Genomic DNA, 20,800 nt, shown 5'->3' with positions numbered 1-20,800 from the left:
AGGTGTCGGTCAGCGCAGCACCGGAGTGTCCGGCAATTCGTTCGGATTGCCATCCCCTCTCGCCGCCGGGAAATGCTGGCGCAGCACGGCGTCCACGGCGTCGATCGCGGCGTGCAGCCCGTCCTCGAAGCGCCGCTCGCGGAACGCCGCGCCCATGCCGTCGACGATGGCCTGCCATCCCGCAGCGTCCACGTGCCGCGTGAGGCCGCGGTCGGCCACGATCTCGATGCGGTGGTCGGCCAGCAGCAGGTAGATCAGCACGCCGTTGTTGTGCTCGGTGTCCCACACGCGCAGCTTGCCGAACAGCGACAGCGCGCGATCGTGAGCGTCGACGTTGCGCCACAGGTAGCCCAGCGGCAGCCCCGCCTCCACGCAGACGCGGATCTCGCCGCTGTGCGCGGCCTCGCTGGCGCGCACGCGCTGCTCGATGCGCTCCAGCGCCACCGGGCCGAGCGCGCGGCGCGCGTCGTCCTCGTCGAGCCAGCAGTGGCGCAGCAGTCGGATCAGCCGGTCCATCATCACCAGTCTCCCGACGCGCCGCCGCCGCCGAAATCGCCGCCACCGCCGGACGAGAAACCCCCGCCGCCACCGCCGCCCCAACCGCCGCCGCTGCTGCCGCCACCGCCCCAGATGATGGGCGGCACGCCATGGCCGCCGGTGTCCAGGCCGCGCCGCCGCGCCGCGCCCAGGCCCAGCACGCCTACCAGCACCAGCGCCACCAACGCCGCCGCGCCGCCGATCAGCAGGCTGGCCGACACCGCCCAGGCCAGACCGCCGGCGCCGACGCTGGTGGCCAGCGTGCCGAGCTTGCGGCCCAGCACGCCAGTGAGCACGGCACCGGCGATCGGCACCGCGAGCAGGAAGAACATCGCGAAGTCCTGCCATTGCGCCCCGGACTGAGGTGCCTTCGACACCGAGCCCGGCGCCGGCAGCGCCTCGCCGCGGATGCGCGCCGCGAGCTGGTCGACCGCGGCGTTCAGCCCCCCCGCGAAATCGCCGGCCCGGAAGGCCGGCGTCAGCGCGCGGTCGATGATCTGCCGGGCCGCCAGGTCGGGCACCGCGCCCTCCAGCGCCTTGGCCACCTCGATGCGGACCTTGCGGTCGTCCTTGGCCACCAGCACGATCAGCCCGTCGCCCACCTCGCGCCGGCCGATCTTCCAGCTCTCGCCGACGCGCTGCGCGTAGGCGGCGATGTCCTCGGGTTGGGTGGTCGCGACGATCAGCACCACCAGCTGCGAACCGGCCTCGCGCTCGAAGGCCGCGAGCTTGGCCTCCAGCGCGCTGACCTGCGCGCGCGTCAGCGTGCCGGTCTGGTCGATCACGCTGGCGCTGAGCACCGGCACCGGCCGCAGGTCCTGGGCGCTGCTCGCGCTCCACGGCCCCACCAGCAGCGCCAGCGCCAGGCTTGCGAGCCAGCGCCGCCAGCCGTGTCGCATCAAGGTCTCACTTCGAGGCCGGCTTCTCGAAACTCACCGCCGGCGGCGCCGAGATCTGCGCCTCGTTCTGCACCGTGAAGTTGGGCTTGGCCGCGTAGCCGAACACCATCGCGGTCAGGTTGCTGGGAAAGCTGCGCGCGAGCACGTTGTAGTCCTGCACCGCCTTGATGTAGCGGTTGCGCGCCACGGTGATGCGGTTCTCGGTGCCCTCGAGCTGCACGCGCAGGTCCTGGAAGCCCTGGTTGGCCTTCAGGTTCGGGTAGTTCTCGGTCACCACCAGCAGACGCGACAGCGCGCCGCTCAGCTCGCCCTGCGCGGCCTGGAACTTCTGGAAGGCCTCGGGGTTGTTGATCAGCTCCGGCGTGGCCTGGATGCTGGTGGCCTTGGCGCGCGCCTCGACCACCTTGGTCAGCGTCTCCTGCTCGAAATTGGCCTCGCCCTTGACGGTGGCCACCACGTTGGGGATCAGGTCGGCGCGGCGCTGGTACTGGTTCAGCACCTCGGCCCAGGCGCTCTTGGTCGCCTCGTCGAGGCGCTGGAAGTCGTTGTAGCCGCAGCCGCCGAGCGCCAGCGTGGCGAGCAGCATCAGGGCGGCGAGAAGGCGTCGGAGCATGGGGGTGGTCCTTTCTGTGCGAACTCGGGGCGGCGCGCGGCAGTCTTCGGCACCGGTGCTGCGCAGATGCCGTCGGCTGCGCCGGGTTCAAGCGGCGCTTAGCATCCTAACCACTGTGGACCCATCTTTCGCACTCGATCCGACCACCGCGCTGCAGGCCGCCACCCGCCTGCAGGCGCCGGCACCCCGGCCGCCCCGCCTGCTGGTGGCCGGTGCCGGCGGCCCGCTCGGGCGCGAGGTGCTGCGGGAGGCGCTCGCCCACGGCCGCTATGCCGGCGTGGGCGTGCTGACGCGCGCGCCGCTGCAGGCCGGCCTGCGCAAGCTGCACGCCGTGCCTTGCGGAGACGACGACACCGCCGCGCTGCCGGCGCACGACATCGCCGTGGTGGTGTTCGACCGCGGGCGCGACCACTACGGCCGCGACGAGGCCTACCACCTGCCCGAGCCGCAGGCCCTGCCCGCGCTGGCGGCGCGTGTGCGCGCCAGCGGCGTGCACACGCTGGTGGTCGTGTGCCCCATCGCCCCGGCGCTGCTGCCGCAGGCGCTGCAGCACGGCCTGGCCAACCTCGACGAGCAGGCGGTCACCGCGCTCGGCTTCGAGCGGCTGCTGTTCGTGCGGCCGACGCAGGATGCCGTGGCCGCTTCCGTCACCTCCTGGCCGCAACGGCTGGCGCGCTGGATGCTCTCGCAGCTGCGCTACATGATCCCGCAGCAGGAGCGACCGCTGCGCGCCGGTGCGGTGGCGGCCTTCGTGTTCGAGGTGCTGCGGCAATGGCGCGACGCCGCGCCGGGGACGCGCGTCGCCGCGGCACCGCTGTTGTGGGCGGCAGCGCAGAAGGAAGGACCGGAGCCGGTGGTGCAACGCTGGCTGCACGGCGACACGACACTCGCTCTCCCGCACCGCGGGAGAGGGCCGGGGTGAAGGAGTGGCTCAGCGCCGCGCCGGCGGTTGCCAGCCGCTGCGCAACACCTCCATCTGCTCCGCCCGCCGCTCGGCCGGCAGCGGCCCGCGCAGGCTCGTCAGGACCCAGCCCACGCGCTCGGTGTCGACGGCAGTCATCGCGCCCGGCGCCGGCGCAGCGCGCAGCAGGCTCGCCAGCCACGCGGCTTCCAGCGGCGTGAGCCGCGCGCTGCTCTTGCGCAGGTAGTGGCGCGCCGCGGCCTCGGCGCCGCACACGCCCTCGCCCCAGGGTGCGATCGCCAGGTAGAGCTGCAGGATGCGGCCCTTGCCGAGCGTGCGCTCCATCTCCACCGCGTAGAGCAGCTCGCGCAGCTTGCGCACCGCCGAACGCTCGTCACCGGTGTAGACCAGCTTGGCGAGCTGCTGCGTCAGCGTGCTCGCGCCCTGCGGTCGCGTGCCGCCCGCTGCCGTCGGCTGCGGCTGCTTCTGGTTGGCCGACCACGCGGCCAGCAGTTGCGGCAGGTCGTAGCCGGCGTGCTCGGCGAAGCGCTGGTCCTCGGCCGCCACCACCGCGCGCGGCAGCCAGCCGATGACGCGCGTGCCGGCCTCACCGGCCGCCGGGCGCGGCGCGCCGGCGGCGCAGGCCATAGCCGGTTCGGCATCGAGCAGGGCTTCGGTGCCCAGGCCGCTGACCTCGAAGCCGTCGATGCGCGGCTGCACCACCAGGCGCCGCTCGGGCAGGCGCAGGTTCAGCTTCGCAGCCACGCGGCCGTCGATGTGCGCGCGCCGCAACTCGGGGATCGCCGCCGGGCCGAAGGCCGCGTAGACATCGGCCAGCGCGGTGTCGGCCAGCTCGGCGTCGATCACCAGCCCGGTGCTCGTGAGCTGGGCACGACCCTTCAGCACCACCGCCTGCTCGCCCTCGCCGAGCGTCAGCGTGCCGCGGTAGCGCTCCTGCGCCACGCGCTGCAGCTGCAGCTCGGCGTGCGGCAGCAGCAGTGGCTGCGGCCCCAGCGCGTCGAACGGCAGAAGGCACGGCGCGCAGCGGCCGGCCAGGCGGTCGGGCGCCACGCGCTGCCAGGTCCAGCGGCCGAGCGGCGTGTCAGTGCTGCGGCCGCCGAGCAGCGCCAGCCCGAGCGGGTGCGTCGCCACGCGCAGCAGCGCCGGCACGCTGACCGGTCGCACGATCTGCCAGCCGCGCGGGCCGATGCGCAGCGTGTGGGACCACTCGCCGGGCTGCGGCGCGAGCGCGTGGCAGGCCACGGCGAAGAGTGCCGCCGTCAGCGCGAGCAGGGTGGCGAGGAGGGCGAAGGTGATGAGGCTGAGGCGGCGTGCGGGGGAACGGAGTGGGCCGCTGTTCTTCATCGCATGGCTCCCGAGTCCACCACCGCCACAGTCGTCACCGCCTGCCAGGGGCCGGTCGAGCGGCCCAGCGCCGCGGCCCAGAACCACGCCGAGGTGTCGGTGTAGGCCTGGCCTTCCGCATCCGCGATGCGCTCGCACACGCGCAGCCGCTGCGCACCGCGCTCGGCCTCGAAGCAGCGCCACAGGCGCTGTTGCGCGTCGCGCTCCAGGCGCGCGGCGGCGATGCTGTAGCCGAGGCCGCGATAGCAATCGGCCGCCGGGTGCAGCATGCGCGTGGGGCGCTGCACGTCGCGCAGCACCAGCAGCCGCTCGCCGTCGCTGAAGCGGCCGATCGCGCCGGGGAAAGCGTTGGCGAAACGCTGCTCCACCGGGCTCAGCGCCAGCGGGCGCAGCGTGCGACCGTCGAACTGCCGCGGCCATTCGACGGCACGCAACGCGCCGTCGGCCGGCGCCGCGTCGCGTGCCAGCGGCGCGAGCGCGCAGGCCACGAGCAGCGCCGCAGCACCCAGCCGCACCAGGCCGCCGAGCGGCGCGGCGCGACGCCGCAGCGCCGCGCCCCAGCGCGCCAGCGGCTCGTGGTGCCGGCATTCAATGACGGTCTGCATGGCGCAGCTCCTTCTCCTGTTCACGCGGGGTCCACACCAGCACGGCGGCGCACACCGCGGCCGTGACCCCCAGGCCGATCGCCTGGTGCGCGGCCTCGCCCAGCCCCTGGGGCCGCGCCTCCAGCGCGACCAGCAGCGTGTTGCGCAGCACATTGCCGCTCAGCACCAGCAGGCCGACCACCGGCAGCCGGCGCAGCAGCACCGCATCGCGCAGCCCGACCCACGCCGCCGCGGCGCACGCGCAGAAGTAGCCCAGCCACACCAGCTGCACGCCGGAGCACGGCGCGTCGACGATCACCAGCTGGCCCTGCACCGTCATCGCGGCGCCGCTGCGCGCAGCCTCCAGGCCGGCGAGCTGCAGCGCCCAGGTGCTGAGCTGCGCCGTCAGCAGCCGCAGCGGGTAGCCGGCATAGAACTGCAGCGACGCCACCAGCGGCAGCGCCAGCAGCGCCAGGCCGGCGAACGGCAGCCACGGTGCATCGTCCGGACGCCAGGCCGCGAAGGCCAGGCTCAGCGCCAGGACCGCCAGCACCGCGGCCGCGAGCGGCGGCAGCGCCCACAGCGAGAACGTCGCCGCGGCCGTCATCACGGCGCTCGCGACGAACCAGCCCGGCCGCGGCGCCGCGCGCAAACGCGGCGCCATTCGAACGAGCACGAGGCCCAGCAGGGCCAGCGCGGCGAGGCCGAGAGGGTCGTCCGAACCGTCGAGCAGACGGCCGGCCGCCCAGCGGACGTGCGGCCACAGCGCGGCAGCGTGCAGCGCCAGCCAGGCCCCGGCAGGCAGCGCGGCCAGGCCGGGCGTGCCGGTGAGACGCAGTCGATAGGGTTGCGAATGCATGGTTGAGGTCCCCGCTCACCGCACCAGGCGCCGCGGCTTGCGCCACAGGCGCTTGGCGCTAGATCCGCCGCGGTGCCAGGCCGCCGCACCCAGCAGCACCAGCACCACGCCCAGCGCGATCCAGGCCGAAGGCTCCGGCGTGCTGGGCACCTCGGCGCCGATGGCCAGGTTGCTCACGCCCTGCGGCAGGGGCGAGGGCTGGTCCACCGGCGTGCTGCCGCCGGCGGGGTTGCGCACCACGCGGTCCACGGCGATGAAGCTGGTGTACTGCGTGAGCAGGCTGTAGCGCAGGCCCAGCGCGGTGATGGCCTCGCGCTGCGTGTCGCCGCCCTGCAGCGCCTCCTGGTCCGACAGCGACTGGATGCGGTGGCGCGCCCACAGGTGGCGCAGCGCCACGGCCTGCGCGTCGGGCGTGGCGACCGGCAGCATCGCCTGCCAGGCGCCGTGGGCCGCCTGGCCTTCGACGACGAGCTGGCCGCGCGGCTCGCCGCGCCACTTGCCGAACACCAGCACCGGGCGGCCACCCAGCACGTCAGGCAGGCGCTCGGGTTCCACGTCGTAGGTGTCCAGGCCCTCGAAGCGCGCCTTCACCTGCGTGAGCACCGGCGCGTCGATCATGCGGCGCAGGCGCTCGGCCTGCGCGGCAGCCTGCTCGGGCCGCGTGACGATGAAGGGCTCGCCCTGGCCGGCGCGTGCAATGCCCTCGATGAGATGGCGGTTGACCGAGCTGCCGATGCCGAACGCGAACACGTTGGTCTGGCCGAGGTTCCTGCGGATGAGCTGGAACACCTCGCTCTCCACCGTGACGTAGCCGTCGGTCACCACGATCACGCTGCGCGACACGTCGGGCGACTTGGGCAGCGCGGCCACGCGCTTGAGCGCCGGCACGATCTCGGTGCTGCCGCTGCCGCCCATCTGCGCAATGGTGCGCAGCGCCTGCGCGACGTTGGCCTGCGTGGCCGGCACCGAGGTCTCGTTGAGCATGCGGTTGCTGCCCGAGAACAGCAGCACGTTGAACGTGTCGCTGGGACGCAGCCCGCCGATCAGGTGGCGCAGCAGCGTCTTGGCGGTGTCGAGCGGGTAGCCGTGCATCGAACCCGAGATGTCGACCACGAACACGTAGTCGCGCGGGTTGATCTGCGTGGTGGCGATGGCCCGGGGCGGCTCCACCATCGCGAGGAAGAAGTTCTCCTCGCCGGGCGCGCCCGGGAACAGCGTGAGGCCCGAGGCGATGCCGTCACCGGCGAGGCGGTAGTCGAGGATGAAATCGCGGTTGCCGTTGTGGCGGGAGGACTCCGCGTCACCGCCCAGCGCGACGCGCGCGCCGTTGCTGCCTTCGCCTTCCACCTCGATCTGGTGGGAGCTGGAGCGCAGGCCGCTCACCGGCAGCGGCGAGGCGAAGGCCACGCGCAGGTCGAAGCGGGTGTCCGACGCCTCGCCCGCGGGCAGGTAGGGCACGGCGGGGAAGCTGCCGGACGGCGCTGCCGTGCCGTTTGCTTGCTCTTCAGTGGTTGCGACCTTGTTGGCGGGGGAGCGATAGCGCGGGCCCACCACGGTGGGGAACACGAACTGGTAGCGGCCCTCGGTGGGCGGCAGCAGCTCGGTGTAGCGCAGCTCCACCGCCACCTCGTCGCCCGGCAGGATGTTGGCCACGTTCATCGAGAACACGTTGGGCCGCTCCTGCTCCAGCAGCGCGGCGGTCTTGCCTTCGCGCTTGGCGGCCTCGAACTCGATGCGGGCGCGCTGCTTCTCGCGGATGTCGGCGACGATCACGCGGTGGCCGACGCGCACCGTCATCGCGTGCACCGCGGCCTGCGTGGAGCCGGGGAAGACATAGCGCGCCTCGATGGGACGCTGGCCCTCGTTGCGGTAGCGCTGCGTCACCGTGACGTCGGCGATCGGCCCGGCGATGCGCGCGTCGACCTCGGTGGCCTTCAGCGGCAGGCGGTCGACGCTCGGGTCGTCGCTCTTGACGAAGAAGTACGGGCTCTCGGCGCGCCGCGCGTCGGCGTCATCGGCCTGCGCCGGCAGCGCGACGAGCAGCAGGCTCGCCAGGCAGGCGAGCGCCAGGACCACGGCCCACAGCCGGCCCGGGCGCGACAGCGGGCGCAGCGGGATGACGGCGCGCGGACGCAGGGAGGGGAAGAACATGGCGGGCTCCTGAGGCGACGTGCCGCGAGGCGGGCACGGGGAGGAGCTTCCGCGGGGGGTGAGAAAAGACGAGGAAGTTGGGGAGAGGGTGTGTGAAGACTGCGTGAAGTTGATGTGAAGGCGGAAGAGTCGCTACTGCCAGCCAGACCGACTTGCACTCGATCAATGAGAGAAAGGGCTGCAGGCGGGCACCAGCGGGCACTGATGAGAGGAGAGGCCGGTCTGTGAATGTCACTTGAGCCTGGCCTGCTTCAACGACCGAGTGGGTCACTTTGCCGTTCCACGTGGTCCAGTGGCCGCCCCACGTCAGCGCACGATCACGCCATGCGTTGCGCCAATGACGAATAGAGTGGAATGCCGATGAGGATGTTGAACGGGAACGTCAGCCCGAGTGACATGCCGAAGTAGAGCGACGGGTTGGCCTCCGGGATCGCCTGGCGCACCACTGCCGGCACGGCGATGTACGACGCGCTCCCGGCCAGCACCATCAGCAGCGTTGCATTCCCGACCGACAGGCCGGCGGCGGCGGCGAACGCCAATGCAAGTGACGCGTGCACCAGTGGTCCACCGATTGCATAAACCAACAGCCATAGCGACGTGCCCTTCAAGGCGCCGAGATTGCGCGCTGCGAGAAGACCCATGTCGAGCAGGAAGAACGCGAGCATGCCCTTGAACAGATCGCCGGAGAACGGTTGCATCGCCTTCTGGCCTGCCTCACCGGTCACCAAGCCAACCACCATCGCCCCCAGCAGCAGCAATTGCGCACCGTCGGTGAACGATTCGTGCAACACCTTGCCAAGGCCGTGCGGCTGGCCAGCCGCGCATGGTCCCTTCCGGCGGCGGGCGAGGTTCGCGAGTACCACCGCCATCACGATCGCCGGCGACTCCATCAGCGCCATCGCCGCCGCCATGTGTCCACCGTAGGGAGTGCCTCGCGTCTCCAGATACTGAACCGCGGTAATGAAAGTGACCGCGCTGACCGAGCCGTACGTGGCGGCAATGGCTGCGGCGTCAAAGCGCGACAGCCGCTGCACGAGAAGCGCGTAGCCGATGGCCGGCACGAGGACTGAGAGCGTCAATGCGCACCCCAGGCTCAGTGCCACCTCAGTCGTCAAGCCCGACTTGGCTAGCGCAAAGCCGCCTTTCAGGCCGAGCGCCATGAGCAGATACAGCGACAGGAAGCGCGCGATGGGAGGCGGAATCTCGAGGTTCGAACGCAGTGCGCCGGCGACGAGGCCAAATACAAAGAACAGGATCGCGGGGTCGAGAAAGTTTTGCATGACGGAGCGTGATGCTCGGGCCGTTCAATTGCCTCAACAAGTGATATGTTCTGATACAAAACATCGACTTCTCCAATGATCCAATCGACCCAACCGCCCGGCCTTGAACGCGTTCCGCGTGCAAGCCTTGTGCAACTGCGCAGCTTTGAGGCCGCGGTCCGGCTGGGTGGCGTCGGGCGCGCGGCGCGTGCGCTGCACCTCGCACAGCCCACGGTATCGACGCAGCTCAAGGAGCTCGCTTCCGCGTTGGGCCTCGTACTCTTCGAACCCGAGGGTCGCGGTTTGGCGCCCACAGCAGTGGGACGACGCCTGGCCGAGGCAGTGCGTACGATGGGCGCGGCTTGGCAAAGCTTCGAGGAGGATGCTGCAGCGCTCCAGGGGCTGAGGCGAGGCCGGCTGCGGATTGCGGCCGTCACCACGACCGAATACTTCCTTCCGGATCTGCTGGGCCCATTTGCGCGTCAGTACCCGGGCATCGAAATCGAGCTGGCGGTCGAGAACCGCAACGCCGTCGTCGCACGACTCGAGCGCGGCGACGACGAATTGGCGGCGATGATGCTTCCGCCCTCGCACCTGCCGCTGGCGCTCTGGCCGTTCCTCGAGAACCCGCTCGTCATCATCGCGCCGGCCGGGCATGCGCTGACCCGCCGACGCCGCATGAAGCTGGCTGAGTTGGCCGCCGAGCCCCTGCTTGCACGCGAGGTAGGCTCTGGCACACGTGCGGCTGCCGAACAGGCCTTTGCTGCCCAAGGCATTGATTGGCCACCACGCATGGCGCTTGGCAGCAACGAGGCCATCAAGCACGCAGTGCGTGCTGGCCTTGGTGTGGCCGTGTTGTCACGTCACACCCTTGCACCGGACCCTATGACTGAGGGCCTTGCGGTGCTCTCTGTCGCGGGATTCCCACTGCGCCGCCAGTGGCACCTTGTGTGGCGAAAAGACCGGGCGTTGTCACTACCGGCGCGTACGCTGCTTGACGACTTGCGGGCTCGCCTGCAAGTGAAGATGCAGCCCATGGGTTGGGTGGCGCCTGGGGCGAGTTCGCCGCCCACTTGAGACCCGTCGCGGGTACTCGCGAACATGGAAATGCGGTGACCGCTGCACAGCAGAAACCCATTCGAGATTCGGCAGCGGCAACGCCCGGCCAGAAGCTCGCATCGCCGCGATGACAAACGAAGCCGCAACGGTGCGTGCGGAGAAGCGCGCGCCGCAGCCTTCCTGAGGCCTACGCCCTGGCCCTCATCGGGCCAGGTAGAAATCCATCGGAATGAGTTCGACGGCCCATCCGCCCTCTTCGCCGAGCGTGGCGGCCGGGTGCATGGATGCGATGCGCAATGCCTCTTCAGGGGTGTCCGCTTCGATGATGAAGAGGCCGCCGGCCACTTCCTTCGACTCGGTGTAGGGCCCATCGCTGACATGCGTCTTGCCGCCGCGCGGGCGCAGCGTTCGCCAGCGCTCCAGGTCGCCGAGCGACGCGGACACCAGGACCTTGCCGGTCGCGCGCATCTTCTCGTCCAGCGGCGGGCATTGGCTCACCAGCGCCTTGACGTCGTCCGGCGCCAGCGCGGCAAACTTTTCGGGGGTGAAGTAGGCGAGACCGAGGTATTTCATGGGGAGCTGCCTTGGAGTGGTGATGGACGCACTGACGACGAAGCGGGCGGCCTGAAATCGACAAGGTGCATGAAAGTCGGGTCAGCGCCCCGTCATCTGCGGCAACGTCAACACCGCCACCGCCCCCTTCCCGTCTGCCGCATTGCGCAGGTTCACCCGCCCCCGGTGCAGCTCCGCAATCTCCTTCACGAACGCCAGTCCCAGGCCCGTGCTCTTCTTCTGCGAGTGCGGCCGCGCCAGCGAGTAGAAGCGCTCGAACACCTTGTCGTCGGCGTAGTCGGGGATGCCGGGGCCCTGGTCGCGAACGATGATGTCGACGCTATCGCCGCGTTGGCGGTTGATCGCGAGTTGCAGCGTCACGCGGCCGCCGGTGGGCGAGAAGTCGATGGCGTTGTCGAGCAGGTTGCCGATGGCTCGCCGCAGCAGCAGCGCGTCGCCTTCCACCGCCGCCGCATCACCCTCGCCCTCGTCGCCGTCGCCGCTCGGCAGCACCACCACCTCGATGCGCCGCGCCGCGGCCACCGGCTGCGCGCTGGCGGCCAGCTCGTGCAGCAGCGGGCGCAGGGCCACGGCCTCGGGGTGCTCGATCTGGCGGCGTGATTCCAGCGCGGCCAGCTCCATCATGCGGTCCACCAGCTCCTGGATGCGCAGCGTCTCGCGCTGGATGTTGCCGAGGAAGCGCTGGCGGTCGGCCTCGGGCATGGCGGGTTCGTCGTTCAGCAGTTCGGCCGCGCCGCGGATGGCCGACAGCGGGCTCTTCAGTTCGTGGGTGAGTGTCTGCACGTAGTCGGCCACGTAGTTGCGGCCGGCCAGCGCGTCGCGCATGTCGTCGTAGGCGGCGCCCACCGCGGCCCAGGTGCGGCGGCCCAGCCGGCGCAGGCTGAAGCTGCCGCGCTTCTGGGCCCGCACGCTGCGCCACACGTCGGCCACCAGGCCGAAGGGCCGCACCAGCCACATGGAGACGATCACCACCAGCAGCAGCACCGCGGCCACCGAGGTGGCCCCCACCAGCAGCGTGCGGCGGCGCGCCTTCTCCACGAACTGGCCGAAGCTCTGCACAGGCTTGCCCACCGACACCGCGCCGACGATCTCGCCGCCCACGACGATGGGCGCGGCCACGTACATCACGGAGGTGTGGGGGTCGCCGTCCACGTCGGCCGAGGTGCGGGCGCCGTACTCGCCGGCCAGCGCCAGCCGCACGTCGCGCCAGGCCGAGTGGTCCTCGCCCTCGTGCCGGGCCAGGGAGTCGAACAGCACGAGCCCCGAGCGGTCCACCACGGTGGCGCGCAGCTCCACGCGGGTCTTCTCGAAGCCGAAGATGTCGGCCCGGAACTCGCGCGCGTAGAGGGCGCGGAACACCGGGCGCAGCGCGTCGATGGCGATGCCCTCCTCGCTGGAGCGACTCTCGATCCAGCTCGCCATCAGGTGCGCCGTTTCCACCAGCGATTCCTCGGCCGACTCGCGGTAGCGCGGGTCGATGTCGCCCACCAGCCGCCACAGCAGCAGCGCCACGCCCAGCGCATAGGCGAGCAGGATGCCGATGAAGATGCGGTTGCGCTTCGTCACTGGCTGGCTGGCCGATCTATGCGCGCGGCAGTTCGGCTGGCAGGTCTTCGGCCAGCGCGTAGCCGCTGCCACGGTGCGTGCGGATGGGCTCCAGCGTGGGCGCCACCGCCTTGAGCTTGGCGCGCAGAGTCTTCACGTGGGCGTCCACGGTGCGGTCGAAGCTGTCGCCGGGGTCGTCCCACACCCGCTCCAGCAGCACGTCGCGGGTGTACACGTGGCCCGGGCGCTCGGCCAGGGTCTTGAGCAGGCCGTACTCGTAGCGCGACAGCTCCAGCGGCCGGCCGTAGTAGCGGATGCGGCGCCGGCCTTCGTCCACGTCGATCGGGGTTGGAAGCGCGGCAGCGGCCGGCGTCAAGGCGCCGGCCACGGTGGTGGGCGGCGGCGAAGCAGAGGCGCGTGCCGTGCGGCGCAGCACGGTGCGCACGCGCGCCACCAGCTCGCGCGGCGAGAAGGGCTTGGCCACGTAGTCGTCGGCGCCGAGCTCCAGGCCCACCACGCGGTCGATCTCGTCGCTGCGCGCGGTAAGGAAGACGACGGGCAGATCGGCCGCGCGCTCGCGGATGCGCTTGAAGAGCTCGAAGCCGTTGAGGTCGGGCAGGCCCACGTCCAGGATCACCAGCGCCGGGGCGGGCGCCTGCGGCGGCAGATGCTGCAGCGCCGCCTCGCCGGTGGCGCACCACAGCGGCTCGAAGCCTTCGGTGCGCAGGGCGTAGCTCAGCGTGTCGGCGATGCCGGGTTCGTCTTCGACGATCAGGATCTGCGCGCGGGCCATGGTCGGCGCCGATGATAGGGCCGCGATAATCGACCGATGACTGCCACCCCCACCGCCTCCCTGCCGCCGCTCGCGAACGACCGCTTCCTGCGCGCCTGCCTGCGCCTGCCCACCGACGTGACGCCGGTGTGGCTGATGCGCCAGGCCGGCCGCTACCTGAGCGAGTACCGCGACACGCGCGCCAAGGCGGGCAGCTTCATGGGGCTGGCCACCAACCCGCAGTACGCCACCGAGGTGACGCTGCAGCCGCTGGACCGCTACCCGCTCGACGCGGCCATCCTGTTCAGCGACATCCTCACCGTGCCCGACGCCATGGGCCTGGGCCTGAGCTTCGCGCAGGGCGAGGGCCCGCGCTTCGCGCACCCGCTGCGCGACGAGGCCGACGTGGCCAAGCTGCAGGTGCCCGACATGGAGAAGCTGCGCTACGTGTTCGACGCGGTGGCGTCGATCCGGCGTGCGCTGGCGCCGGCCGGCGCGCCGGGGCGGGTGCCGCTGATCGGCTTCTCGGGCAGCCCGTGGACGCTGGCTTGCTACATGGTCGAGGGTGCGGGCAGCGACGACTACCGCCTCGTCAAGACCCTGCTCTACCGCCGGCCCGACCTGATGCACCGCATCCTCGAGGTGAACGCCGATGCGGTGGCGGCCTACCTGAACGCGCAGATCGAGGCCGGCGCGCAGGCGGTGATGATCTTCGACAGCTGGGGCGGCGTGCTGGCCGACGGCGCCTTCCAGCGCTTCAGCCTGGCCTACACCGAGCGCGTGCTGCGCCAATTGAAGAAGGAGCAAGGCGGTTATCGCGTGCCGCAGATCGTGTTCACCAAAGGCGGCGGGTTGTGGCTGGAGGCCATTGCCGACAGCGGCTGCGACGTGGTGGGCCTGGACTGGACCATGAACCTCGGCGCGGCGCGCGCGCGCGTCGGCGACCGCGTGGCCCTGCAGGGCAACCTGGACCCGAACGTGCTGTTCGCCGACCCGGAGCAGATCCGCGCCGAGGTGGCGCGCACGCTGGACAGCTATGGCGCGCCGTCGGCCGGCAGCGGCCACGTGTTCAACCTCGGCCACGGCATCAGCCAGCACACGCCGCCCGACAGCGTGAGCGTGCTGGTGGATGCGGTGCATTCCTATTCACGGCAGCAGCGCGGCGCCGCCGGCTGACCCGGGGGTCGAGACGGCGCTGGGTGCATCCGGCAAGCCGGGTTTACCCGCAAACGACGCCCGAGAGGCCTGACTTATCCCCAGAATCGTGTCAAGCCCCGCACCGCGATGAGGCTGCTGCATCGCAACAGCCTTTCGACCGATGGATGCGCTAAGTCGTTGATTCTTATATAGACATTTTTCTGCCTTCGAAAGCATCAGCGCAAGCCGCGGCCTGTGCTATCAAGCAGTTAGCGTGCGTTTGCGCAGGTTTCCCACAAAGTTTTCCACAGGGCACGTGGATAGCTCGAAAACCCCAAACGAATCAACGGCTTGGCCGCTTTCCTTGATAAGAACTTGAGATTCCTTGGGCAAGTCACCTTCATCGCGAGCGGCCGCCACATCTGCACCGGCGGCGGGCGCTGAGCCCCCGGCGCCCGCCCGCGAGCCGGTCGTGGTGCCGGTGGTGATCGACGCACCGCAGTACAGCGGCCTGAAGGCGGCGCTCGGATATTTGAGCGAGCGCCCGCTCACGCCAGGCACCCTGCTGCGCGTGCCGCTGGGTCGCCGTGAAGTGCTGGGCGTGGCCTGGGACACGCGCTCCGGTGAGGACTCGGCGGTGCCCGATGGCGTGACGTTGCGCGAGGTGGCCGCGGTGTTCGACGCGCTGCCGCCGCTGCCGGCCGCCTGGCGCGAGCTGGTGGACTTTGCTGCCTCGTACTACCAGCGCAGCCCCGGCGAGGTGGCGCTGGCGGTGCTGCCGCCCGAACTGCGCATGTTGAGCGCCACGCAGCTGGAGCGCCGGCTCACGCGACTGCGCGCCAAGCTGCTGCCGCCCAGCGGCGCGCAGGGCGCGCTGCCCGCCCCCAGCGCCGAGCAGGCGCAGGTGCTGCAAGCGCTGGCCGCGAGCGCGGGCGATGCCCCCGTGACGCTGCTGCACGGCAGCACCGGCAGCGGCAAGACCGAGATCTACCTGCGCGAGGCGCAGCGCGTGGTCGAGGCCGGCCGCCAGGCGCTGGTGCTGGTGCCGGAGATCAACCTCACGCCGCAGCTCGAAGAGCGCTTCCTGGCGCGCTTCCCAGGGCGGCGGGTGGTGTCGCTGCACAGCGGCCTGACGCCGGCGCGTCGGCTGAAGCACTGGCTGATGGTGCTGCTGGGCGAGGCCGACCTCGTGCTCGGCACGCGGCTGGCGGTGTTCGCGCCGCTGCCGCGGCTGGGGCTGGTGATCGTCGACGAGGAGCACGACCCGTCCTACAAGCAGCAGGAGGGGGCGCGCTACTCGGCCCGCGACCTGGCGGTGGTGCGCGGCCGCGTCGAGGGCGTGCCGGTGCTGCTGGGCTCGGCCACGCCGTCGCTGGAGAGCTGGCACAACGCGCTTCCGGCGACCGAGGGCGGTGCCGGCCGCTACACCCGCCTGACCATGGCCGCGCGCATCGGCGGCGGCGTGCTGCCCACGGTGCGGCTGGTCGACATGAGCCGGCTGCCCAAGGAGGTGCTGCGCGACAGCGCGCTGTCGCCCGCGCTGCTGGGCGCGCTGCGCGAGCGGCTGGCGCGCGGCGAGCAGAGCCTGGTGCTGCTGAACCGCCGCGGCTACGCGCCGGTGCTGCATTGCACCGAGTGCGGCTGGAAGAGCGCCTGCGCGCACTGCAGCGCCTGGCGGGTGTTCCACAAGCTCGACCGCACGCTGCGCTGCCATCACTGCGGCCTCACCGAGCGCGTGCCGCGCGCCTGCCCGGACTGCGGCAATGCCGACATCCAGCCCACCGGCCGCGGCACCGAACGCCTGGAGGAGCAGCTGGCCCTGGCGCTGCCGGGCGCACGCGTGGGTCGCATCGACGCCGACACCACGCGGCGCAGCGGCGCGCTGGAGGCCGAGCTGTCCCGCGTGCACGCCGGCGAGGTGGACGTGCTGGTGGGCACGCAGATGATCGCCAAGGGCCACGACTTCCGCCGCATGACGCTGGTGGCGGCGGTGAACCCCGACGCGGCGCTGTTCAGCAGCGACTTCCGCGCGCCGGAGCGCCAGTTCTCGTTGCTGATGCAGGCCGCCGGTCGTGCCGGCCGTGCTGCGGAGCAGGCCGATCGCGCGGAGATGTGGGTGCAGACCTGGCACCCGCAGCACGCGCTGTACGCGGCGCTGCGCACGCACGACTACGCGGCCTTCGCGCAGGCGCAGCTCGCCGAGCGGCGCGCGGCGGGCCTGCCGCCCTACACCCACCTGGCGCTGCTGCGCGCCGACGCGCGCGAGCAGTCGGTGGCGCAGGCCTGGCTGCGGGTGGTGAGCGACGAGGCCCGCGAACTCGCCGAGCAGCACCAGGTGGCGCTCTACCCGCCGGTGCCGCTGAGCGTGCAGCGCGTGGCCGACATGGAGCGGGCGCAACTGCTGGTGGAGTCGGCCTCGCGGCCGGCGCTGCAGCGCTTTCTCACGGCCTGGGACGCCACGCTGCGGCGCAAGCGGCCGGAGCAGAAGGGGCTGTTGCGCTGGGCCGTCGACGTGGACCCGCTGGCGATCTAGCGCCCGCGCAGGTGGTCGGGCGATTCGAGCCGCTTGGCCAGCGTGGACAGCAGCCAAGTGAGCAGCAGGTAGACCGCCGAGATCGCGAGGTAGGGTTCCCAGTAGCGCGAGTAGGCCCCGGCCACGGTGCGCGCGGCCAGCGCCAGCTCGGCCAGGCCGATCGCCGACACCAGCGACGAATCCTTGATCAGCGTGACCGCCTCGTTGACCAGCGGCGGCACCATGCGGCGCACGGCCTGCGGCAGGATCACGTGGCGCATGCTCTGCACGTGCGTGAGGCCCAGGCTGTAGGCCGCCTGCGTCTGGCCGCCGTGGATGCTCTGGATGCCGGCGCGGAAGATCTCGGAGATGTAGGCGCCGGCGTTCAGCGTGAGCGCCAGCGCGCCGGAGAAGAAGGCGCCGTAGTTCTGGCGGAACTCACGCGCGGCCTCGCCGGTGAGCAGCAGGCCGTTGTCCGGGTGGATCAGCGCCGGCATCAGCGCGAAGTGCACCAGCAGGATCTGCACGAACAGCGGCGTGCCGCGGAAGAAGGTGACGTAGGCGATGGTCAGCCACTGCGCCGGCTTCAGCAGCGCCGCCCCCAGCGGCGACCTCGGCTTGGGCGCATAGCGCGTGCTGCTGATCAGGCCCAGCACCAGCCCGAGCGCGAGACCGGCGACGATCGCGACGATCGTCAGCTTGATCGTCATCAGGACGCCGGCCAGGAACAGCGGTCCGTAGCCGGCCAGGATCTCCCAGCGAAAGTCCATGGGAGATCCTCGGGGTCCTGAAGCCGCTGCTTACTTGGAAGCCGCCGCCGCGGGAGCGGCTGCACCGAAGGTCTTGGCGTAGACCTGGTCGTAGCTGCCGTCGGCCTTGATGGCCGCGATGCCCTTGTTCACCTTCTCCAGCAGTTCGGCGTTGCCCTTCTTGACGGCGATGCCGTACTGCTCGGGCGCGAAGGCGCTGTCGCTGACGGTCTTGAAGTTGGCGCCCGCGTTGTTGGTGACGTAGTTGATGATCACGCCGTTGTCGGCCACGACGGCATCGACACCGCCCGCCTCGAGCTCCTTCAACGCCAGCGGCGTCGACTCGAAGCGCTTGACGTTGGCGCTGTTCTTGCCCTGCAGCTTGGTCACGACCTCGTCGCCGGTGGTGCCGGTCTGCACGCCGACCTTGAGCTTCTTCAGGTCGTCGAACTTCGCGACCTTGGAGGTGGCCTTCACCGCGATCAGCTGGAAGGCGTCGAAGTAGGGGTTGGAGAAGTCCATCGTCTGCTTGCGCTCGTCGGTGATGGTGATCGACGAGATCAGCAGGTCGCGGTCACCCTGCTGCAGCGCGTTGAAGATGCCTTCCCACGGCGTGTTGACGAACTTCACCTCGAAGCCGCCCTTGGCGGCCACGGCCTGGAGCAGGTCGATGCTGAAGCCGACGATCTCGCCCTTCTCGTTCTGGAACTCGAACGGGGCGTAGGCGGCATCGGTGCCGACGACGTAGACCTTGGCGGGCGCGGGCGCCGGAGCGGAAGCCACCGGCGCGGGCGCGGAAGCGGGGGCGGCGGCGGGCGCCGGCTCTTCCTTCTTGCCGCAGGCGGCGAGCAGCAGGCCGGCACCGAACAGGCCGGCGGTCTTCAGAAACTGGCGGGTCGTGAGCTTCATGCGGGATCCTCGTGGGGGCTCCGGAATCGATGGCGACACATCGGCGGTGACCGATTGTCACCGGATTGTTGATGCAAAAAAGCGGCCCGGAGGCCGCTTTTCGAAGTGCGTCGCGAGACTTAGAAGTTATGGCGGATGCCAAGACCAATCGACGAGAACTTGTTGTCGGCCAGCACAGGCAGGGTGGCCGTGCCAGACCCGCCGTACGGGAACGAGTTGTTGTCAATTGCGTAATAGAACGCATAGACCTTGGTGCGCTTGGACAGGTTGTAGTTGTAGCCCAGCGTGTACTGGATGGCATCGGAATCGGCCAAGTTATCCCACTCGTCCGCCCAGCCGACCGACACGTGGAACTCGCTAGCGCCGACGGTGTACTGAACGGTACCCGTCACTTGATTGCGCTTGCCAAGTACGACGTCGTCGGAATTTTCGTAAGCCAGCCCCAACAGGAACGGACCCATCGTGTAGGCCGCGCCAGCCGAGAAGCCCTTGATCGTGTCGTTGCCGAACGTATCTTCGCTCTTGCTGTAGCCAGCGCCGATGTGCAGGCCATCGACGTCGTAGTTCACAACGCCTTCATAAGTCTTCGGGCCAGTGCCTTCACCGGCAGCAACCGTCACCGCGAACGAGACCGGACCAAAATTCGGGCTGGTGTATTCGACGGCATTGCTGAAACCAACACGCAACGAATAGATGTTGTCTTCCGAGGTCGTGCCGGTGTCATGGTTGAAGACGCCGATGTAGTCGATCGTGCTGCCGTACAGAGCGCCGAGGGCAATCTTGCCCATCTTGATCTGACCCCAAGACGTGCTCTTCAGGCCGACATAGGCGTCGCGTCCGAAACCACCGGTACCGGTGCCATCGTCAGAGCCGAAGCCGGATTCGAGTTGAAAGAACGCGCTCAGTCCACCGCCGAGGTCTTCGTTGCCACGAAGTCCCCAACGCGATGCGTTGTTCTTCATCACGGTCGCGTCGGACACATCGTTGTCCTGGAACTCGATGGAAGTGTTGAGTCGGCCGTACAGCGTGACGCTGCTCTGGGCGAACGCGCTGCCGGTGAATGCCGCGCACAGGGCGGCGGCGAGGGCGAGTTTCTTCATCAGGAATCTCTCTTTCGTGGAGGGTTGGCGGGGCGGAACAACCAACGTCTTGATCGAAGACGCGGACCGGTTGGTGCCTCGTGAAAGTTTAGTGAAGCCGCCGCCCGGAGCCACCATTTACGATCTGCAACAGGCGCGAGAACCGCGCTTCTGACGCATTCACGCAACACCTGCCACCACACCCCCGAGGCTGTCGCCAACGCGACAAATCGCGCGCCGCACGGGCCGCGCACCGCTTCAGGGCGCACGCAAACTCAGCCGCCCTGCACGCCGAACCACCACGCCAGCGCCGAGAAACTGACGAAGGCGAGCACGGTCGACGCCATGATCACGCGGGCCACCCGCCCGGTGTCGGCACCGTGCCGCTCGGCGAGCAGCGAGACGCCGCTGGCCGACGGCAGTGCGGCGGTCAGCGTCAGCACCATCAGGTTGAAAGGCGTCAGCGCGGCGCCCACCGCGATGGCCGCACTGCCGATCGCGAACAGCAGCGCCGGGTGCACGCACAGCTTGATCAGCGCGAGCGGCAACACGGCGACGAGGGACGCACGCCGCGCGCCGTCGCTGGCGGCGGCGTCCAGGCGTGCGTGCTCGCCGGCCCGCCACAGCACGGCGCCGATGGTGAACAGCGCGACCGGCGTCGCGGCGGCGGCCAGCAGCTCGACGATGCGCGCCAGCGGCCCCGGCAGCACCAGCCCCGCGGCAGAGAACAGCGCCCCGAGCGCGATGGCCCAGGGCTGCGGGTTGGCGATCGGCCCGCGCAGCGCGTTGCGCAGGCGTGCGCCGAGCGGCAGGTGCGAGGCCGCATGCATCTGCGCCAGCGCGAGGCAGACCGAGCTGACGATGAACATGTCGACCAGCAGCGTGACCATCACCGGGCCGGCCGCGGCTGCACCGATCAGCGCCGTCATCATCGGCATGCCCATGAAGCCGCTGTTCGGGAAAGCGGCCACCAGCGCGCCGAAGGCCGCATCCTTGAGGTGCACGCGCGCACCGAGAGTGAGCACGACGGTCAGCGCCACGAGGCCGAGGCCCGCGAGCGTGTAGACCGCCAGCATCGTCGGGTTCAGCAGGTTGCCGATCGGCGTGCCCGCGCCGAAGCGGAACAGCATGCAGGGCAGGGCGAAGAACAGCACGAAGGCGTTGAGGCCGGGGATCGCGGCCTCCGGCATCACGCGCGTGCGCGCCGCGAGGTAGCCGCACAGCACGAGCGCGAAGAACGGCACCGTGACGGACAGGATCGCTTGCATCGCGGCGGCAGTATGTCAGGCCGCGCACC

19 protein-coding genes are annotated in these 20,800 nt (G+C 70.5%); 4 read left to right on the top strand and 15 right to left on the bottom strand.

The features are described 5' to 3' along the window. Nucleotides 1–9: 9 nt before the first annotated feature. The 3 genes from MPE_RS00715 to MPE_RS00705 are packed head-to-tail and all read right to left on the bottom strand — an operon-like array spanning nucleotide 10 to nucleotide 2,049. Entirely contained in the window at nucleotides 10–519 is a 510-nt protein-coding gene (locus MPE_RS00715; RefSeq protein ID WP_041929485.1) for a TPM domain-containing protein, read from the bottom strand. Next, a complete protein-coding gene (locus MPE_RS00710) occupies nucleotides 519–1,436 on the bottom strand; it encodes a TPM domain-containing protein (protein ID WP_011827747.1) in 918 nt (305 codons plus the stop codon). Before MPE_RS00710 ends, MPE_RS00715 begins: the two co-directional genes overlap by 1 nt. Before the next feature lie 7 nt (nucleotides 1,437–1,443). After that, the gene (locus MPE_RS00705; protein ID WP_011827746.1) at nucleotides 1,444–2,049 is read right to left on the bottom strand and encodes a LemA family protein; all 606 of its coding nucleotides are present in this window, start codon (nucleotides 2,047–2,049) and stop codon (nucleotides 1,444–1,446) included. 115 nt (nucleotides 2,050–2,164) lie between these two features. On the opposite strand from MPE_RS00705, the gene MPE_RS00700 reads away from it, so the two are divergent. Continuing rightward, nucleotides 2,165–2,971, top strand: coding sequence for a Rossmann-fold NAD(P)-binding domain-containing protein (locus tag MPE_RS00700; protein WP_011827745.1), 807 nt, complete (start codon nucleotides 2,165–2,167; stop codon nucleotides 2,969–2,971). Between the two features lie 9 nt (nucleotides 2,972–2,980). On the opposite strand, the gene MPE_RS00695 is transcribed toward MPE_RS00700, so the two are convergent. The 5 genes from MPE_RS00695 to MPE_RS00675 form a co-directional block, all read right to left on the bottom strand. Beyond that, the gene (locus tag MPE_RS00695; RefSeq protein WP_011827744.1) at nucleotides 2,981–4,315 is read right to left on the bottom strand and encodes a biosynthetic peptidoglycan transglycosylase; all 1,335 of its coding nucleotides are present in this window, start codon (nucleotides 4,313–4,315) and stop codon (nucleotides 2,981–2,983) included. Further along, nucleotides 4,312–4,920 carry an exosortase Q subunit 2 gene (xrtQb, locus tag MPE_RS00690; protein ID WP_011827743.1) on the bottom strand — a complete coding sequence of 203 codons (609 nt, stop codon included), beginning with the start codon at nucleotides 4,918–4,920 and terminating at the stop codon, nucleotides 4,312–4,314. Before xrtQb ends, MPE_RS00695 begins: the two co-directional genes overlap by 4 nt. After that, nucleotides 4,904–5,758, bottom strand: a complete 855-nt coding sequence (gene xrtQa / locus MPE_RS00685) for an exosortase Q (protein WP_011827742.1) — start codon at nucleotides 5,756–5,758, stop codon at nucleotides 4,904–4,906. Before xrtQa ends, xrtQb begins: the two co-directional genes overlap by 17 nt. A gap of 15 nt (nucleotides 5,759–5,773) precedes the next feature. After that, nucleotides 5,774–7,909, bottom strand: coding sequence for a VIT and vWA domain-containing protein (locus MPE_RS00680; RefSeq protein WP_011827741.1), 2,136 nt, complete (start codon nucleotides 7,907–7,909; stop codon nucleotides 5,774–5,776). Nucleotides 7,910–8,226: 317 nt separating this feature from the next. Continuing rightward, on the bottom strand, nucleotides 8,227–9,189 hold the full coding sequence (locus MPE_RS00675) for a sodium-dependent bicarbonate transport family permease (RefSeq protein WP_011827740.1): 963 nt from the start codon (nucleotides 9,187–9,189) through the stop codon (nucleotides 8,227–8,229). Between the two features lie 75 nt (nucleotides 9,190–9,264). Between MPE_RS00675 and MPE_RS00670 the strand changes: the two genes are divergently transcribed. After that, a complete protein-coding gene (locus tag MPE_RS00670; protein WP_011827739.1) occupies nucleotides 9,265–10,245 on the top strand; it encodes a LysR family transcriptional regulator in 981 nt (326 codons plus the stop codon). Nucleotides 10,246–10,428: 183 nt separating this feature from the next. Here the strand turns inward: MPE_RS00670 and MPE_RS00665 are convergent, their stop codons facing one another. The 3 genes from MPE_RS00665 to creB all read right to left on the bottom strand — a co-directional run bounded on the left by MPE_RS00665 (nucleotide 10,429) and on the right by creB (nucleotide 13,138). Beyond that, nucleotides 10,429–10,800: a YciI family protein gene (locus MPE_RS00665; protein ID WP_011827738.1), complete on the bottom strand. Its 372-nt coding sequence runs from the start codon at nucleotides 10,798–10,800 to the stop codon at nucleotides 10,429–10,431. 81 nt (nucleotides 10,801–10,881) lie between these two features. Continuing rightward, entirely contained in the window at nucleotides 10,882–12,366 is a 1,485-nt protein-coding gene (gene creC, locus MPE_RS00660; RefSeq protein WP_011827737.1) for a two-component system sensor histidine kinase CreC, read from the bottom strand. Between the two features lie 16 nt (nucleotides 12,367–12,382). Continuing rightward, the gene (gene creB, locus MPE_RS00655; protein WP_011827736.1) at nucleotides 12,383–13,138 is read right to left on the bottom strand and encodes a two-component system response regulator CreB; all 756 of its coding nucleotides are present in this window, start codon (nucleotides 13,136–13,138) and stop codon (nucleotides 12,383–12,385) included. Between the two features lie 36 nt (nucleotides 13,139–13,174). On the opposite strand from creB, the gene hemE reads away from it, so the two are divergent. Both hemE and priA read left to right on the top strand, forming a co-directional pair. Further along, nucleotides 13,175–14,293 (top strand): uroporphyrinogen decarboxylase, encoded by a 1,119-nt coding sequence (gene hemE, locus MPE_RS00650; RefSeq protein ID WP_011827735.1) that lies wholly within the window; start codon nucleotides 13,175–13,177, stop codon nucleotides 14,291–14,293. A gap of 436 nt (nucleotides 14,294–14,729) precedes the next feature. Next, nucleotides 14,730–16,787, top strand: coding sequence for a replication restart helicase PriA (gene priA, locus MPE_RS00645; protein WP_375136173.1), 2,058 nt, complete (start codon nucleotides 14,730–14,732; stop codon nucleotides 16,785–16,787). Here the strand turns inward: priA and MPE_RS00640 are convergent. The 4 genes from MPE_RS00640 to MPE_RS00625 all read right to left on the bottom strand — a co-directional run bounded on the left by MPE_RS00640 (nucleotide 16,784) and on the right by MPE_RS00625 (nucleotide 20,771). Continuing rightward, nucleotides 16,784–17,536 (bottom strand): amino acid ABC transporter permease, encoded by a 753-nt coding sequence (locus MPE_RS00640; RefSeq protein ID WP_011827733.1) that lies wholly within the window; start codon nucleotides 17,534–17,536, stop codon nucleotides 16,784–16,786. The genes priA and MPE_RS00640 overlap by 4 nt on opposite strands. Before the next feature lie 30 nt (nucleotides 17,537–17,566). After that, on the bottom strand, nucleotides 17,567–18,424 hold the full coding sequence (locus tag MPE_RS00635) for a basic amino acid ABC transporter substrate-binding protein (RefSeq protein WP_011827732.1): 858 nt from the start codon (nucleotides 18,422–18,424) through the stop codon (nucleotides 17,567–17,569). Between the two features lie 119 nt (nucleotides 18,425–18,543). Then, a complete protein-coding gene (locus tag MPE_RS00630) occupies nucleotides 18,544–19,524 on the bottom strand; it encodes a porin (protein WP_011827731.1) in 981 nt (326 codons plus the stop codon). Between the two features lie 254 nt (nucleotides 19,525–19,778). Beyond that, on the bottom strand, nucleotides 19,779–20,771 hold the full coding sequence (locus MPE_RS00625; RefSeq protein ID WP_011827730.1) for an AEC family transporter: 993 nt from the start codon (nucleotides 20,769–20,771) through the stop codon (nucleotides 19,779–19,781). Nucleotides 20,772–20,800: the final 29 nt, after the last annotated feature.

It is taken from the genome of Methylibium petroleiphilum PM1 (assembly GCF_000015725.1).
Lineage (GTDB): Bacteria > Pseudomonadota > Gammaproteobacteria > Burkholderiales > Burkholderiaceae_C > Methylibium > Methylibium petroleiphilum.
Note: the sequence above shows the minus strand (reverse complement) of the source record. Positions and strands in the feature narration are given on the sequence as shown.